A 17,035-nucleotide genomic window follows, 5' to 3' on the forward strand; every position below is an offset into this window, starting at 1 on the left:
CTTACGATATCTCTCATCAAAAAAATAATAACATGCTTTATTTTTTAAGTGAATTTTTATGCTTATAACATTATGTATTTAGAGAACAACAACTATAATAAAACACTTCAATACCAATAGTTGGAAACGCAATCGCAAAATATTAATATTTATGAACAAACAATGAATACGATGCTCATTGTATGCATGACTCGCTTTTTTAATCAACTAATAGGTTGCTTTAATTTTCCCCACACTAAAATTCTGCAAAGCAACTAAATTTACGATTGCTAAAAAAACACTAGTAAAGGCAGATAGATCCGCGTTTTACTAGTGTCATTCTTAGTTATTATTCCTTCACCCGAGCTAACTCCGTCCATTTCCAGTTTTCCACTACTGGCAGATCATGACCTTCTTTCCGAATATACTCTCGATGTGCTTTCAATTGTTGCGTCATTTCCTCAGAAAAAGCTGTTGCTTCTTCACCGTACACAGTTACCGCTGCATGTTGCGCTAAGTGGAAACGATCCAACTCACTAAAGACACGCATATCAAACGGTGTAGTGATATCGCCATTTTCTCGATAACAATGAACCATCAATTGGTGATTGTGCCGTAAGAAGAAAATATCCCGGATCATGCCTTCATAGCCATGGAAAGCAAACAGAATTGGTTTGTCTTTCGTAAAGAACGTGTCAAACGCTTCATCACTTAGTCCTCTCCGATCAACGGATGGGTGTCTTAACTTCAAGATATCCACCACGTTGATAAAGCGGATTTTTAGTTGTGGAAATGCTTGATTCAATAGCGAGACTGCCGCAAGTGCTTCAAGGTTTGGTTCTGTGCCTGCTGCTGCGACCACTAGATCTGGCTCTTCATTCGCAGAAACCGTACTAGCCCACTCGATGATTTTCAACCCCTCATTGGCTAGTTCTTCTGCTTCTGTTGCAGAATAAAATTGCGGACGTGGATGTTTACTGGAAATAATCAAGTTGATGACTTGCTCTTCTTGCAACGCACGATCCATCACAGCCATCAAACTATTCGCATCTGCAGGCAAGTATTCGCGAATAAACTCTGCTTTCTTCTCTGCTAGATGGGTCAACACACCAGGATCTTGGTGGGTATACCCATTGTGATCTTGTTGAAAAACAGTCGATGTGGCAATCAAGTTCAATGAAGGATAGTTTTTCCGCCAAGGCTGATCACTAGCTTTACGCATCCACTTGAAGTGTTGCGTCAACATCGAGTCAACCACACGTAAAAAAGATTCGTAACTAGCAGAGAACCCGTGTCGCCCTGTCAAAACATACCCTTCTAAAAATCCTTCTGCTTGATGTTCCGACAGTTGTCCATCAATGACCCTTCCTACAGAAGACTGCCACTCATCTGAAGCATCTTTAGGTTCCAACCATTGTCGATCTGTCACTTCAAAGACTTTATTCAAGCGATTGGATTTTGTTTCATCCGGGCCAAAGATCCGAAAATTGGTTGGGTTCTTCGTGATTACATCTCTGGCTTGTTCTCCAAAGACCATCATATCTTGCGCAACAACAGCTCCTGGTGTTGCAGTATCCACGGCATAGTTTTTCCAATCAGGCATAACTAACGGTTTGGGATCGATTCCGCCATTTGTGATTGGATTTGTCGACATCCGACGATTGCCTTTCGGTGAAAGATCTTTGATTTCTTGTTTGATTCTTCCTTGTTCATCAAACAGCTCTTCCGGACGATAAGATTGTAACCAATCAATCAAATGATCGACGTGTTCCATATGCTCAGAATCGACTGGAATCGGTACTTGATGCGCACGAAACGTTCCTTCCACTTGTTCATTTTCCCACGTCTTTGGTCCTGTCCAGCCTTTTGGCGTCCGAAAAATAATGACGGGCCACCTTGGCATCGTGGCTGATTCCGCAGGTGCTTGTCTTGCTTCGTTTTGGATTTCTTTGATTTCTTCGATCACTGTATCTAGCGTTAAAGCCAGGATGTGATGAACAACCTCTGGATCTGTTCCCTCAACAAAATATGGTTTCCAACCCATTCCTTCGAAATACTTTCGAAGATCATCATCACTCTTGCGGGCAAGGATGGTTGGATTAGAAATTTTTCCGCCATTCAAATTCAAAATTGGTAACACCGCACCGTCATTGACCGGATTGATAAAGACATTTGAAAACCAACCGCCAGCTAATGGACCTGTTTCTGCTTCGCCATCGCCTACAACTGTCGCCGCGATCACATCCGGATGATCAAGGATCGCACCTGTCGCATGGGCAAGTGAATAGCCAAGTTCTCCACCTTCATGGATCGATCCTGGTGTTTCCGGCGCAGCATGGGATGCAATCCCGCCAGGATAAGAAAACACCCGACATAAATGTGCCAATCCGGCTTCATCTTCTGTAAATTCAGGATAGATCTCACTGTAACTGCCATCAATATAAGAATTGGATACCATCACTTGTCCACCATGACCAGGGCCCTCTATGTAAAACATATCCAAATCGTATTTATTGATGACACGATTTAAATGTGCATACACAAAATTTTGTCCAGCAATCGTTCCCCAATGCCCAATAGGATGTGTCTTTACATCGTCTTTAGTTAATGGACGGCGTAATAATGGATTATCTTTTAAATACATTTGAGCAACAGAAATATAATTTGCAGCCCGCCACCAAGCATCTAATTGTTCGAATTCTATTTGTTTGTCTACGTTTGTCATATCGAACACCCCTTTAATCATTGCTAGTCCTACGAAAGAACAAAAAATGAGTCTGGCCTTTACCAGAGTGTCCAGACTCATCTTCGTCGCTTCTTTCGACTGCTCGTATGTGCTATCCCTTAATCAGCTGATAACATTACGGTATTTATTTAACTTTAACTTGAATCTCTAAGAAATGACATCATAACGCTCTACTTCTTTGAAAAAGAGTGTTTGACGTAAGTTTTTCTAAAGTCCCAAAGTCCTTCAATTGATCATTTCACTTATTTGATGACGACATCTTCTAAATCAACCAAGCGCGCCCATGTTTGGATCTGATCAGTAGTAAGGTGCAATGACACAACGGTATGGTGTCCGCCACCTGTGCGGATCCAAGCACCTACTCCCTCATGGAAATTCGGTTTGACTTTCCAAAGTACGCGTGCCACTGGTAAATGTGGGGCTTCTTCTGTTGGTTCGAAGGCTTCCACTTCATTGATCAGCAATTTGTAATGCGTGCCAAAATCTGCCATGGAAACCACGACACCATCGCCTGCTTTACCGTCAAACACCAAACGAGCCGGATCTTCTCGATCACCCATCGATAATGGCGAAACAACGATTTTTGGTCGATTGACTGCCAATGTCGGATCTACTTCCATCATGTGAGATTGTAAAATTGCTTCTTTTCCTGGCGTCAATTCATACGTGTAATCTTCCATAAAACCTGTGTCTTTGTTTTGTGCCATGATTTTTAACATCCGATCCAAAGCAGCTGTTTTCCAATCCCCCTCACCGGCAAATCCGTAGCCTTCTGCCATTAACCGTTGGACTGCCAAGCCAGGTAATTGTTGCATACCGTAAAGATCTTCAAAGTTTGTTGTGAAAGCATTATAATTGCCCGCTTCCAAGAAACGTCTGATCCCGATTTCTTGTTTTGCTTGTACTTTGACATGTGCTTCCCAAGTGTCATGGTCATAATCTGCATAATCAAAATCATAAAGTTGTTTATATTCTTCAAATAATGACGCTACCTCTTCATCAGTGACTTCATCGATCACTTTGACTAAATCGCCGATCCCATAATAGTCGACCACCCAGCCAAACTGGATCTGTGCTTCTACTTTGTCTCCTTCGGTCACAGCCACATTACGCATATTGTCTCCAAACCGAGCAACCTTGATCGAGAAGCTTTCATTATAAGCCACAGCCACGTGCATCCAGTCTGAGATCTGACGTTGCACATCTTCGGATTGCCAATGACCTACCACGATTTCATTTTTCTTATTGAGTCGTGCATTGATAAAACCATATTCCCGATCCCCGTGGGCTGCTTGGTTCAAGTTCATAAAGTCCATGTCGATCGTTTCCCAAGGAATACTCTCATTAAATTGCGTAGCTAAATGCAACAAAGGCTTTTGTAATAACTGCGTGCCACGAATCCACATTTTTGCTGGGGAGAAAGTATGCATCCAAGTGATAACACCTGCTACTTGCTCCTGGTAATTCGCTTCTTTCATGATCGAGGTGATCGTATCAGCAGTTACTGCTAGTTCTTTTAGTACGATCGGATAAGGCAACGTTTGTTGATCATTTAGTACCGTAACGATCGTCTCTGCATTCTTTTTGACCTGCGCTAACGCTTCTTCCCCGTATAGATGTTGTGAACCTACGACGAACCAAAATTCTTTTTTACTGATTGCTAACATGATTGTAACTCCTCTATTTTTTATTTTTTTTGGCCATAATACGCATCTTTACCATGCTTGCGTAAATAATGTTTATCTAATATTCGTTGGGGCAATGGTTCAGAAAAACTATTCAATTGGCGAGTAAATAAGTTCATTTTCGCCACTTCATCCAGTACAACGGCATTCATCACCGCTTGGGAAGCATCTTTCCCCCAAGTAAATGGTCCATGGCCATGTAACAACACTCCTGGAATTGCTATGATATCAATATTTCTATTTTGGAATGTCTCAATGATCACATTGCCGGTTTCATGTTCATAACCAGCATCGATTTCTTCTTGTGATAAAAATCTTGCACAAGGAACGCTCCCATAAAAAGTATCTGCATGAGTCGTACCCATGGCGGGTAGATCCATACCCGCTTGTGCCCAGATCGTTGCCCATGTCGAATGCGTATGACAAATCCCACCAATTTCCGGGAAATGTTTGTAGAGAACCGCATGTGTCGGTGTATCGGAAGATGGATTTAGTTCACCTTCGATGACTTGATTATTCAAATCAACAACGACCATATCTGCTGCTTTCATTTCCTCATAACTCACGCCGCTAGGCTTGATGACAAAATAACCCGTTTCCCGATCAAATGCACTCACATTCCCCCATGTGTATTTGATCAGTCCTTGTTTTGGTAAAGCTAAATTCGCTTGATAAACAGATTCTTTCAGATTTTCTAACATTCTTTCACTCCTTCTTCCATTGATACGATCGCGGATGCTTCGATAGGCAATCCTTTTTCATACAGCTCAATAAATTTTTCGTAACCTTTTAAATCTGCCTCTTTAGGCTCGATCGTCAGACCTTCAATAGTTGAAAATACCTCTTTTGCTAAAAATTCTTCCAAAGTCATGCCGTCTGCCGATCGGAGATAAGCAGCTAATAAGGCAATCCCCCAAGCGCCTCCTTCTCCGGCTGTTTCCATGACTGTGACAGGTGCTTCCATTGCTGAAGCTAAAATCGTTTGAGCAACTTTCGGCGTTTTAAAGATCCCGCCATGTGCGACTAAACGATCGATCGTGACTTGTTCGGATTTAAGAATCTCCATCCCTAGACGCATCGCCCCAAAAGCACTTGAAAGGTGCATCCGCATAAAATTCGCTAAATCAAACTTACTATCCGACTGTCGCACGAATAATGGTCTTCCTTGTTCCATTTTTGTGATGTTTTCTCCTGAGTGGTACCCGTAGCTGAGTAATCCTCCACAGTCACTCTCTCCTTGTAGCGCTTTCAAAAATAAGGTTTCATAAATCTGCTGTGTATCGATCGTCACGCCAAGACTCTCACTGAACTCTTTGAAAATCTTGACCCATGCGTTGATTTCTGATGAGCAATTGTTTGTATGCACCATTGCAACAGGGCTTCCGTCAGGTGTTGTTACTTGGTCGATTTCTGGATGGATATTTACTAACTCTTTATCCAATACGATCATTGCAAAAGCCGATGTCCCAGCTGAAACATTCCCTGTGCGTAGCCCCACACTGTTCGTTGCGACCATGCCGGTGCCGGCATCCCCTTCTGGTGGGCAAACAGGAATCCCTGCAGATAAGTTACCGGATAGATCTAAGAGCTTGGCTCCCTTTTCAGTCAGCGTCCCTGCAACCTCACCAGCTAAACGAATTTCTGGAAGAAGCGTTTCTAAAGGTTGCATAAAACCTTCTGCTTGTGCCAATTGATCAAAAATAGCAATCTTTTGTGCATCATATCCCTTCGTTTGACGATCAATCGGAAACATTCCTGAAGCATCTCCAACTCCTAATACTTTTTGTCCGGTCAACTGCCAATGGATATACCCAGCTAATGTTGTAAAGTAACTAAGATCTTTTAGATGTGTTTCTTTATTTAAAATTGCTTGATATAGATGGGCAATGCTCCAACGCTGTGGAATCGTATAATGAAAGGCTTTGCTCAATTTTTCTTCTGCCTCTGCGGTAATGGCATTGCGCCACGTGCGAAAAGGAACAAGCAATTCATCGTGCTGATCAAATGCTAAATAACCGTGCATCATTGCGCTAAAGCCGATCGCTCCTATCGTAGTCAGTGTCGTATCATACTCTTCAGAAACCACATCGACTAATTGCTGATAACTCGATTGTAACCCCTTCCAAATCTCGTCAAGTGAATAGGTCCAAATACCGTTTTCTAACTGGTTTTCCCAATCGTAACTTCCAGCTGCAATCGGCTCATAGTGTTGATCGATCAGCACTGCTTTGATTCTCGTCGAACCTAGCTCAATACCTAGTGCTGTTTGTCCTGTGCGAATCGCTTCTATTCGTTTCAGCCTAGTTTCTTTCGCTTCGATGTCAAACGCCCCCTTAGTTTCTCTTTATGATAGTTACAGTATAAAACTTTTTGTACGTACATGTCAATACAAACATAGTTATTTGTTCGTACATAAATCCTTTTTCTTTTTCCTGATAAATTCACATTTATCATATAAAAAAGGCAAAGAGAGTAAATTCCTCCTCTTTACCTTTTTAAGAGCAAATAATCTTGCTAGACATTGACTAATGTTCATTAAATAAATTTTTATCGTATTTGGTACACTTATCGTTTTCCCTCAGCTACTCGCCATTCTTTGTTGCACTTACTGAATCTCTGATCACCAAACTAGGTTCATAGACGATATTTTCTCCTTGATTGCCCGTTTGGATCGTGTGAATGATCCATTCTGCTGCATCTTTCCCCATCCGCTCTTTTGGATGAGTTAAAGTGGTCAGTTTCACTGCGCCCATCTGACTCAACGAGGAATCATCATTTCCGATGATCGACAATTGCTGCGGTACTTGATAACCCTTTGCGATCACCTCATCAAGCAACTGGCTAGCAACTTGATCGTTGTAACAGATGATGCCGGTGCTTGCCGATTCCTTTAGCTGTAAGAGGACTTTTTCACCTAGTTTCCCACGTGAATCAGTCGTGTAGGTAATGATATCTTCCGGCGAAAATTGGATACCGTAGGCTTCGCACGCTTGAATAAATCCTTTCATCCGATATTTCCCTTGTAAATCATCGATTTTCGTGATGAACAGTAATCGCTGATGTCCTTGCTGGATCAAATACTCCGTCCCTTTAAAGCCAACTTTTACATCGTCGACACAAATCGAGGCGACCGCTAATTCTTCATAGACAGCATTGATCATGACCATCGGGATCCCTTGTTCTCTCAATCTGACATAGAGCGCAAGGTTCGGATTGTATTCATTACTTTTTGTCGGCTCTACGATTAAGCCATCTACACCAAACTGCAACATTTTTTCCAAGCAGTTTTTTTCTTGTTGATGATCATTATTCGTACTGGCTAGTAAGAGGGAATAGCCTTGTTCACTCAACGCTTTTTCAATTCCTCGGATGATCGAGGGGAATATATAATCCGATAAATACGTCGTGATGACTCCAATCGTTTTTTGGTTTTTTCTACTTTGTGATGTTTTCTTATACGTGTCATCGACATATGTTCCAGAGCCTTTCTCTTTACGCAGATATCCTTCATTGACTAACAGTCCAATCGCTTGTCTTACCGTATGACGGCTGACTTGATAGTCTTTTTGTAATTGGAGTTCAGGTGGTATCGGTTCATTTAGTTTGAAAATTTGGTCAATGATCTTATCCTTTATCTCATCTGCGATCATTTGATATTTTGTTTTATCCATGGTTACTTTGCCAATCCTTTCACTCCGACGTAAGTTGTCCGAACAATTATTTGATATCATTGTAGCACAACTTGTTTTGGAAAGGCTTGTTAACACGAAAAAATATTTACGAGTTTCTTTTTATTAGCGCTTTGTAAGGAACAACTGCTTTTTTTCAGCTTTTAGTTCAAGTGATTTCAAAAGAATTGTAAGATATCTGCTAAGACAGATTCTCCATCAAATGATTCGTAATCCTCTTTACGAATCAATTTGTAAGGAACAGCTTTCACCGTCAGAAAATCTTTTAATCGTTCCACTTCATATTCTGATTGTGGACCGATCATCAGTCCGTCAATCTGCTGGTTTTGGATCGCCTGCTCTGCCACGATTGCTGGTGCAGAGTATACATGTAGAGGTACACCTTTTTCATTTGCTGCATTTTGGATATTTTTTACTAGCAGACCTGAAGTGATCCCAGCGGTGCAAATCAATAATATCCGTTTTTCCTCTGTCGTTTCCATCCGTTCACCACCTTAAGAAATTTTGCGTTTTTTATTATAAATATCCAATACGACAGCAAGCAACAAAATCAAGCCTTTGATCGCTTGTTGCCAGTCTACTCCAACACCCATGATCGACATCCCATTGTTCAGCACGCCCATGACTAAGCCACCGACGATTGCTCCAGTGATCGTTCCAATCCCTCCAGAAGTGGAAGCTCCTCCGAAGTAGACAGAAGCCATCGCATCCAATTCAAGCGAAGTCCCTGCCTGTGGGGTAGCAGCATTTAAACGTGCGGCTAAGATCAGTCCTGCTAAAGCAGCCATGACGCCCATATTCACAAATACCCAAAAAGTGATTTTCTTCGTCTTGATCCCAGATAATTGAGCAGCTTTCAAATTACCACCTGTGGCATAAATTTGTCGTCCCGCAACTGTCCGATTGGTCAAAAATCCATATATCCCAACAATCACACCTAAAATGATCAATATTACTGGAAATCCTTGGTAGGAAGCAAAGATATAACTTAATCCTAAGACAAGAACGATCGTCAATGCCGCTTTGATCAAGAATGCGTTCATTGATGGTACTTCAAATAAATTTTCTTTTCTTCGCGCTCTCGCACGCCATTGAGCAAATACTAAACTAACAGCTAACACGATACCTAAAATCAACGTCAATAAGTGCATTCCAGGAACACCAAAGATATCTGGTAAATACCCCGTCGAGATTTTTTGGAAACCTCCAGGGAAAGGCGCTAAAGATTGCCCTCCTAAGACAACCTGTGTCAAACCACGAAACATCAATAGACCGGCAAGTGTCACGATGAACGCCGGAATCCCTACATAAGCGACCCAAAAGCCTTGCCATGCGCCGATCACTCCACCGACTAATAAACATAAAGGAACGGCGAGCCATGGACTGATGTTGTTGTTGACCATCAACATACCGGCCATCGCTCCAACAAATGCCATGACTGAACCTACCGATAGATCCACGTAGCCTAAAAGCACGACCAACAACATTCCCGCAGCCAAAATCAAAATATGGCTGTTTTGCAACACGATATTCGTTATATTTAGCGGCCTTAAAAAGATCCCGCCGGTCATTAGTTGAAAAGCAATCAATAAAGCAACCAAAATAATGACCATACTATATTTACTAAAGATATCTAATATCTTTTCTTTTACATTCCAAGCTTTTTTTTCCTGACTTTTTTTTGTGACATTTTCCATCAGCCCACTGCCTCCTCTTCCTTTGTCATCAGGTTCATCAATAACTCCTGATTTGCCTCTTCTCTAAGCACTTCTCCCGTCATTTTCCCTTCATTCATGGTATAGATCCGATCACACATACCGATGATCTCAGGTAGTTCAGAAGAAATGATACAGACACATTTTCCTAAGGCAGCCATTTCTTCGATAATCGTGTAGATTTCATACTTTGCCCCGACATCGATACCACGAGTCGGTTCGTCCAGAAATAAAATTTCCGGTTCTGTCATCAACCACTTAGCTAAAACGACTTTTTGTTGATTCCCACCACTTAAACTACCAACGTTTTGGAACACATTAGTGGCTTTGGTCCTCATTTTTTTCCGGAAGTTTTCTGCTTCGATCACTTCTTTTTCTTGATCTAAAATACCACTTCGACTAATTTTTTTGAGACTAGCAATCGTCGTATTTTCTCTGATGTCCATCAAAAGATTCAAGCCAACAGACTTACGATCTTCGGACACATACGCCAACCCATGATCAATTGCTTGAGAAACATCTTTGATCACTAATTCTTTTCCATCTTTAAAAATCTTACCGCTGAGATTGCTTCCATATGATCGACCAAAAATACTCATGGCAAATTCAGTTCGTCCTGCCCCCATCAATCCGGCGATACCAACAATTTCTCCTCGTCGAATCGAAAAATCGATATGATCATTGATGATTCGGTCGGTGGTCAATGGATGATGGACCGTCCAATCCTTGACTTCAAAATAAACCTCGCCGATATCAGGATGACGATCAGGATAACGATTCGTTAAATCACGACCAACCATCCCCTTAATGATCCGTTCTTCACTGATTGCTGTATTTTCTAACGTTTCAATTGTTTGGCCATCTCGTAAGATCGTGATTCTGTCCGCCACCGCAACGATTTCATTCAATTTATGCGAAATGATGATCGAAGTGATCCCTTGATTGCGAAACTCCTTGATCAAGGCTAAAAGATTGGCACTTTCTTCTTCATTCAGTGCTGCTGTCGGTTCATCTAATATGAGTAATCGAACATTTTTAGAAAAAGCCTTCGCAATTTCCACCAACTGTTGATGCCCGACACCGATTTGTGAAACTAAGGTATTTGGATCGATTTTCAAGCCCACTGTTTTTAGTAGATTTTCTGTTTTTCGTTCCGTCAAGTTCCAGTCGATCACGCCATGTTTTGTTTGTTCGTTCCCTAAAAAAATGTTTTCTTTGATGGATAGATAAGGACTCAAGGCTAATTCTTGGTGGATGATCACGATCCCTTTCGCTTCACTATCTCTAAGATTTTTGAATTGGCATACCTCACCGTCATACATGATTTCGCCTGAATAACTGCCATAAGGATACAAACCGCTCAACACATTCATCAACGTGGATTTTCCTGCACCATTCTCGCCACAAAGGGCGTGGATCTCTCCACGTTTGATGCGGAGATTGACATTGTTCAACGCACGAAAACCAGAGAATTCTTTGATGATTTCTTTCATTTCTAAAATATAATCTGCCATTTTTTCACTTCCTAATCGAGGGTGTGATAGTAGCGCTCAACTTCGAAAAATAAGCGCGAAAACTGAAAATTGTTCTTCAAATTTTGAGATCTCACGCTTGTTTTTGAAGGAGCTACTACTGAAACACTGTTTATTGAGGTTGTGCCAGAAGCGTTTTGAACTTAGCAATAAGAGAGAAAATTGAAAAATAGTTGGTTATATTTCCCGTTTTTTTGCTTAATATTGAAGGTCAGCTTCTAAACACCGTTTATTCGGTTCTAAGGAGTACAAGAGGACAAATGTTCCAAAGCCCTCTTATTGGCCTAAATCACTTTCGCTGTAATACTCAGTATCGATCAGCTCTTGTTTATAATTTTCTTTATCTACAGAAACTGGGTTAGCTAGATAAGTCGGAATGACTTTCACACCGTTATCGTAGGTTTCCTCATCATTGACCGGCACTTCTTTATCATTGTTGATTGCTTCGATCATCTCTACCGTATTATCAGCTAGCACCCGTGTATCTTTAAAGATCGTTTGTGTTTGCTCTCCTGCAATGATGGATTTCACTCCAGCAATCGTTGCATCCTGTCCTGTGATAACTGGAAGTGGTTTGTCGGCTGAGCCATACCCTACTCCTTTTAAGGAAGAAATGATCCCTAAACTAATTGGATCGTAAGGAGAAAGAACTGCATCTAGTTGGTCATCTGTATAGTTAGCACTTAATAAGTTATCCATACGTGCTTGTGCAGTTGAGCCATCCCAACGAAGCGTCGCGATTTGATTGAATTTCGTTTGACCTGATGAGACGTTCAATTGTTTGCTGTCGATATAAGGTTGAAGAATCGACATCACACCATTGTAATTGATCAATGCGTTGTTATCGTCAGGCGAACCGCCAAATAATTCGATCGTAAATGGGCCAGCACCATCTTTTAAGTCTAATTTATCTTCGATATAAGAAGCTTGTAAAACACCTACACCAAAATTATCAAATGTTGCATAATAATCGACATATTCAGAGTTCATCAATAAACGGTCATACGCAATGACTTTGATATCCGCCTGATGTGCTTTTTCTAAGACATCTGTCAATGCTGAACCGTCAATCGAAGCAATGACCAACGTATCCACTCCCTTTGTGATCATATTTTCGATTTGCGCCACTTGGTTTTCTACTTTGTCTTCTCCATATTGCAAATCCGTTTTGTAGCCTTTTTCTTCTAGTTGCTTGACCATATTGTCGCCATCTGCGATCCAACGCTCTGCAGATTTTGTTGGCATCGAAATACCTACGAACCCTTTTTCTTCTCCGGCTGCACTGCCATTGCTACAACCAGCAAATACTGTCACTGACATTAATAAAAAAACAATTGCTACCAACCAATTTTTCCCAACTCGTTTCATGTGTGTCCCTCCAAATACTTATTTGATGAATTTATCATAGTTGAAATATAAAACGCTTTCATTGATTATTTTTCTGTGTTTCTATAAATTCCCTCGCAAATTTATGTAAACTTTTGATTTTTCTTCATTTTCTTTTGACGATTCTTGATTTTCTTACGAAATTGACAAACATGCTAATATGAAATTTGAAAACGCTATATGATATAGATAAAAGGGGAGATTCATTATGAAGAACAAAAGTTTTTTTATTCTGGCAGCTTTTTGCCTGTTGTTGACTGGGTGTGCTTTCAACTCTACTGAGCCTACAAAAAATGAGTTGACTATTGGTTTTTCTCAAGCTGGGACTGAAAGTAATTGGCGCAAAGTTCAAAATCAGTCCATCAAAGAAGCACTGGAAAAACAAAATTTCCAAGTCCTTCACCGAAATAGTTACTCTGATCCAAAACAACAGATACAAGATGTGATGACATTTATTGCCTATCAAGTCGATATGATCGTGTTATCTCCTATCGAAGAAACTGGCTGGGATTCTGTTTTGGAAGAAGCCAAAGAAGCGAATATCCCAGTCATCATCGTTGATCGTAACATCACAACGGAAAAACAAGATCTCTATTTGACCCATATTGGTTCAAGTTTCAAAGCACAAGGTAGTCGAGCTGGCCTCTACGTCACCAATCATTACCAGCAAAAAACACAAGAATCGATCCAAGTATTTGAGATACGTGGTTCAGAAAACACATCTCCCACTCGCTTACGATCAGACGGCTTTTTAGAAACTATCGGTCGCGACCCAAGAATCCATGTCAGGCAAGTGATCACCGGAGACTATATTCGCTTAAAAGCCAAAGAACAATTTTCAAAAGCCATTGATGAGGGAAAACTTCAGGGAATCGATGTCATTTATTCTCACAATGATGAAATGACACTAGGTGCCTTAGATGCGATCAAGGAAAAAAAGCTCGAAAAGAATTTTGTGATTGTCAGCATTGATGCACAAAAAGAGATGATTGATCAATTAAAAAAAGGAAAGGTCAACTGTGTGGTAGAATGCAATCCTTTTATGGGTGAACTAGTAGCCAATACAGTCAAACGCTACTTCGAAAAGAAAGCGATCCCACAAGACATCTACGTTTCTGATACGGTGTTCTCAGATCAAAATGATTTTTCAACGATCCCACCGCGGGGATATTAGGAGGAAAAATGAAAAAGAACGAAAGCATTAAAGTACTACTTCGACATACAAGTTGGCTCATGTTATCTTTAGCAATCACGCCTTTGATCATTAGCATTGCACTTTATACACATTATCTTTTTTCCTATGAAAAAAGTATCCATAATATCTCGATTGCTAATCAAATCGCCAGTAATGTAGAAGAAACGATCATCGAAGAAGCTCTTGGATTAACTTATGGACAGATCACACCTGAAGAATTCCAAAAGAGCAACCAGATCAATCGCATCAAAGAAGAAATCAGTGCAATCAAGGTCAGCACTCAAAACTCACAAGAATTAGCAACACTCAATATCGTTTTGCGCTCCCTTGATAATGTTTCTGACTATTTAGACAAAATCATTGCAAATATCCATCAAAAAGAAACATTCGCAGAGAATCAAGCATTGATGTTACATGTTGAATCTGCGGTCAAACTTGCCCATGACATCTTACAAGATTTTGTCAAAATCGAAATCGATACAGCTTCCGTAAAAAGTGAAGAAGTTCGCAGTTCCTTGGTGATTCTCTCCACCATCGAGGCTGTTATCATCGCGCTGATTTTCCTAATGACAAGAAAGTTCAACACGAAAATGATGTACCAAATTCAACAGCCTATGGATGAAATGATCAAAATGGCTGATGCTTTAGCAGAAGGACATTTAAATCATCGGATCAAAACTCCACAAAATAATGAGTTAAAAAAATTAAGTAATAGCATGAATGATATGGCTGATAACTTAGTGATTTTGTTAGAGGAAAATGCGTTGAAACAATATAATCTTGCGCAAAGTGAAGTCAGGACACTACAAGCTCAGATCATTCCCCATTTTATTTATAATAGTTTAGATGCCATTTTGGTCTTGGCAGAAATGGGTCAAATTGAAAAAGTCAAAGAAATGACATATTCCTTATCTGACTTTTTCCGCATTTCATTAAGCCAAGGAAAAGACTGGATACCAGTCGAACAGGAAATTCGACATTGCGACAATTACCTGAAGATTTTGCAAATCCGCTATGGAGACCAATTATCTTATCAATTAACCATTGATCCAAAAGTCAATAATCATCCAATATTGAAAATGATTCTTCAACCATTGATTGAAAATGCGGTCTATCATGGAACCAAATTGGTACGTCGGCCAGGAAAAATCATCGTAAAAGCGTATATAGACCAAGAAGAATTTATCCATTTTTGGATCATTGATAACGGAAAAGGGATTACTGAAACCAAGTTAGAGGAGATCAACCAAGAACTCGCAGATGGTCTAGATACTAATTTCCATAAAGGATATGGACTCTTTAATGTCAACAAACGCTTGCTTTTATACTATGGAACCGATGCAAGTATCAAGATTACTAGTCGGATCGATCATGGAACGGTCATCCATGTCGTTGTCCCTACAAAAAATATAGATAGGAATGAAGCAAATGTATAAAATTTTTATTGCAGAAGATGAACATTTGATTCGCGAATCATTGAAGAGGATGATCACTGAATTTTCAACCTTTTTACCTTTGGGCTCTATTGAAGATGCCAGCGATGGCGAACTTGCTTTATCAATGATTGCCGAGCAGAAACCAGATATCTTATTGACAGATATTCGTATGCCTTTTATGAATGGGATTGAATTAGCCAATGAAGTAAAAAAACTTTTGCCTGATATCCAAATCATTTTTATTAGTGGATATGATGAATTTACGTATGCAAAAGCTGCGATTCAACTTCAAGTAGCCGAGTATCTGTTAAAACCGATCAAACCTAATGAACTACAAAAAAGCCTAGAACAAATCATTCAAAAACTAGAAGCTGACTCCTTATTGAAACAGTCTAAAGAAACAAATGGCTATTCCTTAGAAGTACAAAAAAACTTCTACTTGAATGCCCTGTTCAATAATCAGTTACTACTTTCAGAAGCAATTGAAGAAGGTCGAAAACTTGAACGTGAAATCGCCGGAAATAAATATATGGTTCTTTTGATCGCAAATCATACAAATAAATTTTTTTCAGATTATGATATTTTTCATGAAAAGATGGCTGAGCTATTCGATCACGATAAACAAATACTTTTTTCTTCCCTTTCTTCACGATTTATCAAACTATTGATTTTTGATCCAAATGAAGATCTATTACAAAAAAAAGCAAATCAGGTTGCATTGCTTTCTCACAAAACATTAGGGCATACAACAGATGATTTAGTTATTGCAATCGGATATCCTGTGAAACGAATCAGCGAAATTCCACATAGTTATCAGACTGCTGTTCATTTGCTCAGTTACTTGAAGATCGATCCTAAAATAAAAATTCTTTCTTATTTAGATTATGAAAAAAAGCTTGGCAATTACGGACAATCTTTTGATCTAAAAGAATCCATTCGTTTACTAAGAAAAAGCGAAATTTCTTCGTTTGTTGAGAAGTTGGTCAAACAGACCAATCAACATGCCGATCCACTTCTCGTTAGGCATCTGATCATCAATGAGTTGAATGAATTAGTAACGATACGTCAAAACCAAACCAATCAAGTCGTTTCTTTTACCACTACAGAGGAAATTCCGAACATTCTGTCAGAGAGGCCTCTCTTCATCCAATACCTTGAACAAATGATTTACTTTTTAAAAGAAATGGTACTTGAGAATCACATGAATCAATATAAAGAAGTACTCGAACAATCCATCACGTATATTGAAAACCACTATTTTGAACCAGAGCTTTCTCTTAAAGAAGTGGCTAATCATGTCCATTTGAGCAGCTCACATTTCAGTACGATTTTTTCTCAAGGAATAGGACAAACATTTATTGACTATCTTACTGAACAACGATTGAGCATGGCTAGGCGACTTTTGCGGGAAACCAATTCAAAACTATCTGTCATAGCCTCAGAAGTGGGATACAATGATCCAAATTATTTTAGTTCTATTTTTAAGCGAAAAGAAAAAATCTCACCAAAAGAGTATCGAAAAATGAAAAAAAATCGTACACATTCTTTACAAGAAAATAATTATCTAGTCAACAAATAAGCAACAAAGTCGCGGAGTATTTTTTTCAGTTTAGTCTGAAAAAGTTGTTACTTTCTTAACTGGACTACTTGCTATAATTATAGAAATAGTGAA

The 17,035-nt window shown here is 39.8% G+C and carries 12 protein-coding genes; 3 read left to right on the top strand and 9 right to left on the bottom strand.

The features are described 5' to 3' along the window. Nucleotides 1-328 precede the first annotated feature (328 nt). From IGK01_RS08800 to chvE, 9 genes are all read right to left on the bottom strand, one after another. Nucleotides 329-2,704 (bottom strand): phosphoketolase family protein, encoded by a 2,376-nt coding sequence (locus IGK01_RS08800; RefSeq protein ID WP_438840669.1) that lies wholly within the window; start codon nt 2,702-2,704, stop codon nt 329-331. Nucleotides 2,705-2,967: 263 nt separating this feature from the next. Then, the gene (gene araA, locus IGK01_RS08805; RefSeq protein ID WP_438840670.1) at nt 2,968-4,392 is read right to left on the bottom strand and encodes an L-arabinose isomerase; all 1,425 of its coding nucleotides are present in this window, start codon (nt 4,390-4,392) and stop codon (nt 2,968-2,970) included. A 20-nt stretch (nt 4,393-4,412) separates the two neighbouring features. After that, the gene (locus IGK01_RS08810) at nt 4,413-5,111 is read right to left on the bottom strand and encodes an L-ribulose-5-phosphate 4-epimerase (protein WP_438840671.1); all 699 of its coding nucleotides are present in this window, start codon (nt 5,109-5,111) and stop codon (nt 4,413-4,415) included. Further along, nucleotides 5,105-6,730, bottom strand: coding sequence for a xylulokinase (locus tag IGK01_RS08815; protein WP_438840838.1), 1,626 nt, complete (start codon nt 6,728-6,730; stop codon nt 5,105-5,107). Before IGK01_RS08815 ends, IGK01_RS08810 begins: the two co-directional genes overlap by 7 nt. Before the next feature lie 262 nt (nt 6,731-6,992). Beyond that, entirely contained in the window at nt 6,993-8,081 is a 1,089-nt protein-coding gene (locus tag IGK01_RS08820; protein ID WP_023519954.1) for a GntR family transcriptional regulator, read from the bottom strand. 176 nt (nt 8,082-8,257) lie between these two features. Continuing rightward, entirely contained in the window at nt 8,258-8,581 is a 324-nt protein-coding gene (locus IGK01_RS08825) for a hypothetical protein (protein ID WP_010735034.1), read from the bottom strand. A 12-nt stretch (nt 8,582-8,593) separates the two neighbouring features. Beyond that, entirely contained in the window at nt 8,594-9,796 is a 1,203-nt protein-coding gene (gene mmsB, locus IGK01_RS08830) for a multiple monosaccharide ABC transporter permease (RefSeq protein WP_375152388.1), read from the bottom strand. Continuing rightward, nucleotides 9,796-11,328 (bottom strand): multiple monosaccharide ABC transporter ATP-binding protein, encoded by a 1,533-nt coding sequence (gene mmsA, locus IGK01_RS08835; RefSeq protein WP_438840672.1) that lies wholly within the window; start codon nt 11,326-11,328, stop codon nt 9,796-9,798. The genes mmsB and mmsA overlap by 1 nt, the downstream gene beginning before the upstream one ends. Before the next feature lie 294 nt (nt 11,329-11,622). Then, nucleotides 11,623-12,666 (bottom strand): multiple monosaccharide ABC transporter substrate-binding protein, encoded by a 1,044-nt coding sequence (gene chvE, locus IGK01_RS08840; protein WP_438840839.1) that lies wholly within the window; start codon nt 12,664-12,666, stop codon nt 11,623-11,625. A 274-nt stretch (nt 12,667-12,940) separates the two neighbouring features. Here chvE and IGK01_RS08845 point away from each other — a divergent pair, with 274 nt between their 5' ends. From IGK01_RS08845 to IGK01_RS08855, 3 genes are read left to right on the top strand one after another with little or no spacing between them, the layout of a single operon-like run. Further along, a complete protein-coding gene (locus IGK01_RS08845) occupies nt 12,941-13,906 on the top strand; it encodes an ABC transporter substrate-binding protein (protein WP_023519957.1) in 966 nt (321 codons plus the stop codon). 8 nt (nt 13,907-13,914) lie between these two features. Continuing rightward, entirely contained in the window at nt 13,915-15,363 is a 1,449-nt protein-coding gene (locus IGK01_RS08850) for a sensor histidine kinase (protein WP_023519958.1), read from the top strand. Beyond that, a complete protein-coding gene (locus IGK01_RS08855; RefSeq protein WP_023519959.1) occupies nt 15,356-16,942 on the top strand; it encodes a response regulator in 1,587 nt (528 codons plus the stop codon). Before IGK01_RS08850 ends, IGK01_RS08855 begins: the two co-directional genes overlap by 8 nt. The last annotated feature ends 93 nt before the right edge of the window (nt 16,943-17,035 follow it).

It is taken from the genome of Enterococcus sp. AZ080, assembly GCF_051714945.1.
In the GTDB taxonomy this organism is placed as follows: domain Bacteria; phylum Bacillota; class Bacilli; order Lactobacillales; family Enterococcaceae; genus Enterococcus_B; species Enterococcus_B pernyi.